The 8328-nt window shown below is 58.7% G+C and carries 6 protein-coding genes; 3 read left to right on the top strand and 3 right to left on the bottom strand.

What is annotated here, in order from left to right:
• Positions 1–120: 120 nt before the first annotated feature.
• A complete protein-coding gene (gene recN / locus ACE1BR_RS06765) occupies positions 121–1785 on the bottom strand; it encodes a DNA repair protein RecN (protein ID WP_374868752.1) in 1665 nt (554 codons plus the stop codon).
• Positions 1786–1945: 160 nt separating this feature from the next.
• On the bottom strand, positions 1946–3259 hold the full coding sequence (locus tag ACE1BR_RS06760; protein WP_374868750.1) for a 6-phospho-beta-glucosidase: 1314 nt from the start codon (positions 3257–3259) through the stop codon (positions 1946–1948).
• 161 nt (positions 3260–3420) lie between these two features.
• Here ACE1BR_RS06760 and ACE1BR_RS06755 point away from each other — a divergent pair, with 161 nt between their 5' ends.
• On the top strand, positions 3421–4353 hold the full coding sequence (locus ACE1BR_RS06755; protein ID WP_374868748.1) for a LysR substrate-binding domain-containing protein: 933 nt from the start codon (positions 3421–3423) through the stop codon (positions 4351–4353).
• Here ACE1BR_RS06755 and nadK read toward each other — a convergent pair.
• Positions 4350–5234: an NAD(+) kinase gene (gene nadK / locus ACE1BR_RS06750; RefSeq protein WP_182927550.1), complete on the bottom strand. Its 885-nt coding sequence runs from the start codon at positions 5232–5234 to the stop codon at positions 4350–4352. The genes ACE1BR_RS06755 and nadK overlap by 4 nt on opposite strands.
• 292 nt (positions 5235–5526) lie before the next feature.
• Between nadK and grpE the strand changes: the two genes are divergently transcribed.
• Both grpE and dnaK read left to right on the top strand, forming a co-directional pair.
• A complete protein-coding gene (gene grpE / locus ACE1BR_RS06745) occupies positions 5527–6102 on the top strand; it encodes a nucleotide exchange factor GrpE (protein WP_374868746.1) in 576 nt (191 codons plus the stop codon).
• A gap of 297 nt (positions 6103–6399) precedes the next feature.
• A complete protein-coding gene (gene dnaK, locus ACE1BR_RS06740) occupies positions 6400–8328 on the top strand; it encodes a molecular chaperone DnaK (protein WP_374868743.1) in 1929 nt (642 codons plus the stop codon).

The raw sequence follows: 8328 nt of genomic DNA, 5'->3' as shown, positions 1-8328 counted from the left end.
CTATTGGCTATTGGCTATTGCTGACTGCGCAGGCAATGGCACTCGGGTGTGCCTGCGCGGCCAGCATGTCCAGTCAGCCCTATCCGTCGCCATCGTTGCAAATCGGCTTTATCGCCTGATTCAGCGGCGTAATAGCTCGCGGGCATTGGCCAGGGTGTTGTCGGTGATCTGATCACCGCCGAGCAGGCGTGCCAGCTCATTGAGACGAGCATTCTGGTCGAGCGCATCCATCCGGGTTTCGGTGGTTTTGCCATCGGTATGCTTGCTCACCACCATATGCTGGTGGCCGTTGCCTGCCACCTGAGGCAAGTGAGTGACCACCATCACCTGAGTGGAGTCCCCGAGTTGGCGCAGCAGACGGCCCACTACGGCGGCAGTCGGGCCGCTGATCCCGACATCCACTTCGTCGAAGATCAGCGTTGGGGTAGATACTTTACGGGCGCTGATCACCACGATGGCAAGGCTGATGCGCGACAGTTCACCACCTGAGGCCACCTTGCCAAGCGGCTGAATCGGTTGGCCCGGGTTGGTGGTGACCATAAACTCTACCCGATCGATACCAAGCGGTGACAGGCTGCTCTGGGCATCGGGGCGCACCTCGATGGCAAAGCGGCCATCGGGCATCGCCAGTTCGTGCATGCTGCTGGTCACCTTGGCGCCCAGTTCCTGAGCGTAACGCTGACGGCTTTGGCTCAGGGCCTCGGCGGCCTGGACAAACGCCTGACGTGCTTCTGCCAGCTCATCTTCCATCCCTTCTAGCCGCTCTTCATCGGAGTTTAGGCGGGCGAGATCGGCGGCCAGTTCCTGATGATGTCGGGCTAGATCCGCCGGTTTGACATGGTGCTTGCGGGCCAGACTGATCGTCTTGGAGAGGCGGGCTTCCAGCTCGTTGAAACGCTCGGGATCCAGCTCCAGCCGATCGAGGTAGCTGCGCAGTTCGCTGTGGCTCTCCTGCACCCCGATCAGCGCTTCATTCAGCATCTCCAGTACCGGGGTGAGGCGGCTGTCCATGCTGACCAGCCCCTCGGTCCGATCCACGGCTGTCTGCAGCAGACCTGCGATGGTGGTCTCTTCGTTGTCATAGAGCAGATCGAGGCAGGCACCGCACTCCTGCATCAGCTCGGTGCCGTTGGCGAGGCGCTGATGCTCCTCTTCGATCTCTTCAAATTCCCCTGGTTGGAGGGCAAACTCGTCCAACTCCTGCACCTGATACTCGATCAGTTGGCGACGAGCTTCCCGCTGCTGCTGCTCGGCCTTGAGCCGGTTCAGCTCGTTTTGCAGCTGGCGCCACAGTTGATAGTGCTGACGTACTTCGTCAAGCAGCAGGTTATGACCGGCATAGCCGTCGAGCAGGGCGAGCTGGTAGTCGGGTTTGAGCAGCATCTGGTGGGCATGTTGACCGTGTACATTGACCAGCAGCTGGCCCAGATTCTTGAGCTGGGTGAGCGGGACGGGCACGCCGTTGATATAGCTGCGGGAACGACCCTCGGCGGAGATGACGCGCCGCACGATGCACTCACCTTCGTTTTCCAGCTCATTGGTGGCGAGCCAGGCGCGGGCGGCTGGGTTGTTGTCGAGCAGGAAGCGGGCGCTGACCTCGCTTTTGTCGCTATCGGGTCGCACCATGCTCGCTTCGGCTCGTTCCCCGAGACAGAGGCCGAGGGCGTCGATGGCGATGGATTTACCGGCACCGGTCTCACCGGTGATGCAGGTCATGCCCGGCTGCAGATCGAGTTCGAGAAACTTGACGATGGCGAAGTTGTTGACGGTCAGCTGGGTCAGCATGGTCTCATCCTGTATAGGTCAACATTACTGTGTATGCATCCAGTATATACTGGTCTTATATACAGTAAAGAGGGCGACGCCATTTTTAACAAGAACGGGTCACCTGACAGGTGACCCGAACGGGATGGCGATGAGAGAGATGCGAGACGGTGGGGCCGGGTCAGTGAAAGGCCGACATCAGATCCGGATGTGCGGCGATCACCTCGTCCAGCGCTTGTTCCAGCTGACTACCGCTGGTGATGAGGGGGTTGAGCACCAGAGCGCGCCAGGCGGTATGGCGGTTGCCGCTGATAGCTGCTTCGATGGTGAGCTGCTCGAACTCCTTCATCAACTGCAGCAAGCGCAGGGTATCTTGCGGAAAGGGGGCTACGTTGAGTGGCAGTGGGCCTGACTTGGTAATGAGGGAGCTGACCTCTACGGCGCACTCGTCTGGCAGACCGTTGATGGCGCCATTGTTACGGGTGTTGACGTGCATGATGATGCGTTTGTCGTTGTGGATCGCGCTCATCAGTTCGCATGCAGCTTCCGAATAGTACTGGCCACCGCGTCCTTCCAGCGCTTTCGGTTTCTCGGCGAGATCCGGGTTGCGATAGAGATCGAACAGTTGCTGCTCGATGGCCTTGACCACCTCACCGCGGGTGCCTTCGCCATTGGCCTCCCCGAGTTCCTGTTTGAGGATATCGTCGCTCATGTAGTAGTAGCGCAGATAGGCACAGGGGATCATGCCCAGATTAGCCAGCAGATCCTTGGGCCAGGCAAAGGGGGGAATATTGCGTGGCACCAGCGGATCAGACCCTTGTGCCAGCCGATCGATCACCGCGCCGAGCTTATCCTCGCCGTTATGCTGGATCTGGCGCACGAAGATAAAGTGGTTGAGCCCCGCCACCTGCATGATGAACTCCTGCTCATCGCGGGTCTCCAGCAGGGTGGCGACCCCTTTTTGCATGATCACCGGCACGTTGCACAGCCCCACCGCCTTGATCTTGCTATGGCGCAACACGGCTTCGGTCACCATGCCCGATGGATTGGTGAAATTGAGCAGCCAGGCATCGGGGCAGAGGCGCTCCATGTCGGCGGCGATCTGCAGAGCGACAGGGATGGTTCGGCAGGCGTTGGCAAAGCCGCCCAGTCCATTGGTCTCCTGACCGATCAGGCCATATTTTAACGAGATCCGCTCATCGCTGATGCGTGCTTCCAGACAACCTGCGCGGAACTGGGAACAGACATAGTCGGCATCGCGCAGCGCCTCTTCTCGATCCAGCCGGGTTTCAACCCGTACCGCCAGCCTTGCTTTGGCCAGCATGCGGCGGGTGAGGGCGGCGATAATCTCCATCTTTTCGCGACCATCGTCGATATCGACCAACCAGAGTTCGCGCATCGGCAATTCGTGCTGGCGCTGGATCAACCCTTCGATCAGTTCCGGTGTGTAGCTGGAGCCTGCACCGATGACCACAATCTTGAGTCCGTTTTTCATTGTCCACCTCATTAACAGGGATAGGGTTTGATCCTATTAAATGAGGGTTGTTGCGGGCCGACAAACGAAATAAGGGGGGCTATGGATTAGCCTGTTTCATGTATGAGCGGAATGGCATACTGATGCCCTGCATCGCAACGAGCGTCATAACGAGGTCCTCCATGCTGGTACAACAGAATACCCTGGCCCTGCTGCACACCTTCGAAAGTACGGCGCGGCACCTCAGTTTCACGCGTGCCGCCGAAGAGATGAACCTCACTCAGGGGGCTATCAGTCACCGTATTCGCCATCTGGAAGGGCTGCTGGGGTTTCGCCTGTTTATTCGCCTGACACGCAAGCTTGAATTAACGGAGGAGGGGGCACGACTGCTGGCGACCCTGAGCCACTCTCTGCGCCAGATCAACGAGGAGATTGAAGATATCCGGGCTCAGGATCTGCGCGGTACGCTCCATGTGGGGGTTGCGCCGACGCTGGGGCTCAATTGGCTGATGCCCAGATTGCCGCGCTTCCAGCAGCGCTGGCCCGGGCTGAATGTGATGATGCGGGTACGGGCGGGGGCGGTGGATTTCAACGAGGAGCGAGTGGATCTGGCGATTTATTACGGCGCGACTCGCTGCAGTGATCTGCACCGGGAGTTGTTGATGGAGGAGCGTTTGGTGCCGGTTTGTTCCCCTGCCTATGCTGGCCAGCTGGGATTGCAGGCGGATCCGTCCCGGTTGGCGGAGGCCTGTTTTATCCATGCCTCGGAATCGACTGATGTGCAGCAACTCTTCTCGGAGTGGCGCCTCTGGTGCGATGGCACAGGCATGACACTGCCCTATGAACAGCGCCACTACGGTTTCAATCACTATCAGATGGCCCTGCAGGCGGCACAAGGGGGGATGGGGGTTGCAATGGGACGAGAGGTGTTGGTGCGTGACTTGTTGGAACAGGGTGCGCTGGTGGCGGTAGGTGGCCCGGCAGTAGCCGCCGGGCGCAATTACGAGTTGATCTCGCCGCGAGAGAACAGCGAGCGGCCGCGCTTTCGTGCCTTTAGCGACTGGCTTCGCAGCGAGGTGGCGCTCAGTCTGCCCGACAGTGATCGCATCCTTTAGAAGAGCTTGCTGCCCCAGCCGAGCTTGTTGCGCAGCACGTGGAAGTAGCTGTAGTCGAGCGGATGCACCAGATGAAGCTGGTGGTGGCTCTTCTTGATGAGGATCTCGTCCCCCGGGTGGACCGCCAGGGTCACCTGACCGTCACAGCTTACCTGCATGGCGTCATCCTGATTGTCCGGTGAGACCAGCAGGCGTACTTCGCTGTCGGCATCGAGCACGATGGGGCGGCTGCTGAGGGTGTGCGGGAACATCGGCACCAGCGTGATGGCGTTGAGCTTGGGGGTGAGGATTGGGCCACCTGCCGACAGAGAGTAAGCGGTGGAGCCGGTCGGCGTGGCGACTATGATGCCATCCGAGCGCTGGCTGTACATAAAGCTGCCATCGATATAGACCTCGAACTCAATCATGTGGGCAATTTTGCCCGGGTGCAGCACCGCTTCGTTAACCGCCAGATTGCTCGACTTGCGCTCGCCGTGGCGATAGACCGAGGCCTCCAGCAGGAAGCGGTGTTCGCTCTTGTAGTGGCCGGAGAGCACCTGTTCCAGCGGCAGCAGATAGTCTTGCGGCGAGAGATCGGTCAGAAAGCCGAGGTTGCCCCGGTTGACCCCGATCACTGCCACGTCGAAGCGCGACAGCACCCGCGCAGCACCCAGCATATTGCCGTCACCGCCCACCACGATGGCAAGATCGGCCAGCAGCCCCAGCTGCACCAGATCCATCACGTTTTCATCGAGGATGCTGAGGGTCTGGGCGACCCGGCTCTCTACCAGCACACGAAAGCCGCGGGCGGTCAGGTATTGGTGCAGGCCGGTCAGCGTCTGGTTGGCCCCTTCATGGTGCGGTTTGCCAATCAGGGCGATGGTTTTGAACGGAGAATCCATAGTCTGTCGGGTGTGGAGTGGATATTGCGGGCCAGTATACAGTGCTTTGCCGCGCTTGTGGGGCTCCCGAGTGTGACGCGGTTAGCTATCTCATTGAACCAGCTGGCTAAAAGGTGAGCAGCAACACTCAGAAACAGGTGATTGCGGCCGATCAGAACCCCGGATTGGCCTTTTACCCCTTGAAAGCCGGGGATGCATCCCCATAATAGCGCCAACGTAGTCGGTCTGTTGTCGTCCGGTCGCTCAACCAGACGCCAAGACCTTCATAAGTAACCCCGGAATTGGAGATGTCATGAACCACGAAGAGCAAAAGGTTGAAGCGATGGAGCAAGTAGAAGTCCAGCCAGTCGAGCCGACCGATGTAGACAGTGAAGTGACAGCCGAGCAGGCCCGCATTGCCGAACTGGAAGTGCAACTGGAAGCGGCCCAGCAGGCCTCTCTTGAAGAGCGTGAGCGCGCCATTCGCGCCGTCGCCGAGATGGAGAACCTGCGTCGCCGTGCTGCCCAGGATGTGGAGAAGGCGCACAAATTCGCGCTGGAGAAGTTCGCAGGCGAACTGCTGCCGGTGCTGGACAACCTTGAGCGCGCCATTGAACTGGCCGACAAGGAGAACGAAGCCCTCAAGCCGATGATCGAAGGTGTCGAGCTGACCCTGAAATCCATGCAGAGCGGCGTAGCCAAGTTTGGTCTGGTGGCGCTTGACCCGATCAACCAGCCGTTTGACCCCAACGCCCACCAGGCGATGAGCATGGTGCCGAGCGCCGATGTGGCCCCGAACACCGTCATTGCTGTGATGCAGAAGGGTTACGACCTCAATGGTCGAGTGATCCGTCCAGCCATGGTGATGATCGCCAAAGCGGTCGATTGATTGGCCGTGGGTGATCGAGCCCGCCCGGTGGCGGGCTTTTTGTTTATTTGAGCAACACCCTGTCAGCTTGTTCGGCTGCACGGTTAAACGTGCCGTTCAATCATGACAAAGGGTGTGGTTTTTTAGGGTTGGGGCTTGAAGCTGTGTCTGGCGACCCCATATAGGGTACAAGGCCGCGGCGGCACAAAAAATTTGATGCCGGGAGCTTGAAAGCCAGATTGGCAGCCCCCACCTAGCCGTTAACGCATTAAGGCGAGTTCCTCGCCAGTTTATTCAAAGTATTTGGAGATTCGTCAAATGGGTAAAATCATCGGTATTGACCTGGGTACTACCAACTCCTGCGTCGCTATTCTGGATGGCGACACTGCTCGCGTGATCGAGAACGCAGAAGGCGATCGTACTACTCCGTCCATCATTGCCTATGCCGATGATGGCGAGATCCTGGTTGGTCAGCCGGCCAAGCGTCAGGCCATCACCAACCCGAAAAACACCCTGTTCGCCATCAAGCGTCTGATCGGTCGTCGTTTTGAAGATGAAGAAGTGCAGCGTGACCTGAAAATCATGCCGTACGCCATCGCCAAAGCTGACAACGGCGACGCCTGGGTTGAAGTGAAGGGCAAGAAAATGGCACCGCCGCAGATCTCTGCTGAAGTGCTGAAAAAGATGAAGAAGACCGCCGAAGACTACCTGGGCGAGCCGGTAACCGAAGCAGTCATCACTGTGCCGGCCTACTTCAACGACGCCCAGCGTCAGGCGACCAAAGATGCCGGTCGCATCGCCGGTCTGGATGTAAAACGCATCATCAACGAACCGACGGCAGCTGCTTTTGCCTACGGCGTGAACAAGGTCAAGGGCGAGCGCAAGGTTGCTGTATATGACCTGGGTGGCGGTACTTTCGATATCTCCATCATCGAGATCGACGAAGTAGAAGGCGAGACCACCTTCGAAGTACTGGCGACCAACGGTAACACCCACCTGGGTGGTGAAGACTTCGACAACCGCGTCATCAACTATCTGGTCGACGAGTTCAAGCGTGAGCAGGGCATCGACCTGCGCAACGACCAGCTGGCTCTGCAGCGTCTGAAAGATGCCGCCGAGAAAGCCAAGATCGAACTCTCTTCTGCCCAACAGACCGACGTCAACCTGCCGTACATCACTGCAGATGCCACCGGTCCGAAGCACATGAACATCAAGGTGACCCGCGCCAAGCTGGAGTCCCTGGTAGAAGACATGGTGAAAGACTCTCTGGAGCCGGTTCGCGTTGCCCTGAAAGACTCCGGTCTGGCAGTTGGCGAGATCGACGACGTGATCCTGGTTGGTGGTCAGACCCGTATGCCGCTGGTTCAGAAGACCGTTGCCGAGTTCTTTGGCAAAGAGCCGCGTAAAGACGTCAACCCGGACGAAGCCGTGGCCATGGGTGCTGCCATCCAGGGTGCCGTATTGTCCGGTGACAAGACAGACGTACTGCTGCTGGACGTTACCCCGCTCTCTCTGGGTATCGAAACCATGGGTAGCGTGATGACTGCGCTGATCGAGAAGAACACCACTATCCCGACCAAGAAGTCCCAGGTGTTCTCCACTGCCGAAGACAACCAGTCTGCCGTGACCATTCACGTGCTGCAGGGTGAGCGCAAGCGCGCCAGCGACAACAAGTCTCTGGGTCAGTTCAACCTGGAAGGCATCCGTCCGGCTCCGCGTGGTCTGCCGCAGATCGAAGTGACCTTCGACATCGATGCCAACGGTATCCTGCACGTCTCTGCGAAAGACAAAGAGACCAACAAAGAGCAGAAGATCACCATCCAGGCCTCCTCTGGTCTGTCTGATGACGAGATCGAGCGCATGGTACGCGAAGCCGAAGCCAACGCGGCTGAAGACAAGAAGTTCGAAGAGCTGGTACATGCCCGTAACCAGGCTGATGGTCTGGTCCACTCAGTCCGCAAGCAGATCACCGAAGCCGGTGAAGCCCTGCCTGCTGACGAGAAGAGCAAGATCGAAGCCGCTGTGAGCGAGCTGGAAGCGGCCCTCAAGGGTGACGACAAGGCAGCTATCGAAGCCAAACAGCAGGCTCTGCTGGAAGCGTCTCAGAAGCTGATGGAAATTGCCCAGCAGCAGGCTCAGGCACAAGGCACCGCCGGTGCTGATGCCGGTCAGTCTTCCTCTTCTGCCAAGGCTGATGACGACGTAGTCGACGCCGAGTTCGAAGAAGTAAAAGACGACAAGAAGTAA

This window comes from Aeromonas sp. MdU4 (genome assembly GCF_041929505.1).
In the GTDB taxonomy this organism is placed as follows: Bacteria; Pseudomonadota; Gammaproteobacteria; order Enterobacterales; family Aeromonadaceae; genus Aeromonas.
This window is presented reverse-complemented; position numbering and strand designations above follow the sequence as displayed.

Coding starts and splice junctions, on each gene's coding strand:
- recN (WP_374868752.1), bottom strand. CDS start 1,785: ATGCTGACCCAGCTGACCGTCAACAACTTCGCCATCGTCAAGTTTCTC.
- ACE1BR_RS06760 (WP_374868750.1), bottom strand. CDS start 3,259: ATGAAAAACGGACTCAAGATTGTGGTCATCGGTGCAGGCTCCAGCTAC.
- ACE1BR_RS06755 (WP_374868748.1), top strand. CDS start 3,421: ATGCTGGTACAACAGAATACCCTGGCCCTGCTGCACACCTTCGAAAGT.
- nadK (WP_182927550.1), bottom strand. CDS start 5,234: ATGGATTCTCCGTTCAAAACCATCGCCCTGATTGGCAAACCGCACCAT.
- grpE (WP_374868746.1), top strand. CDS start 5,527: ATGAACCACGAAGAGCAAAAGGTTGAAGCGATGGAGCAAGTAGAAGTC.
- dnaK (WP_374868743.1), top strand. CDS start 6,400: ATGGGTAAAATCATCGGTATTGACCTGGGTACTACCAACTCCTGCGTC.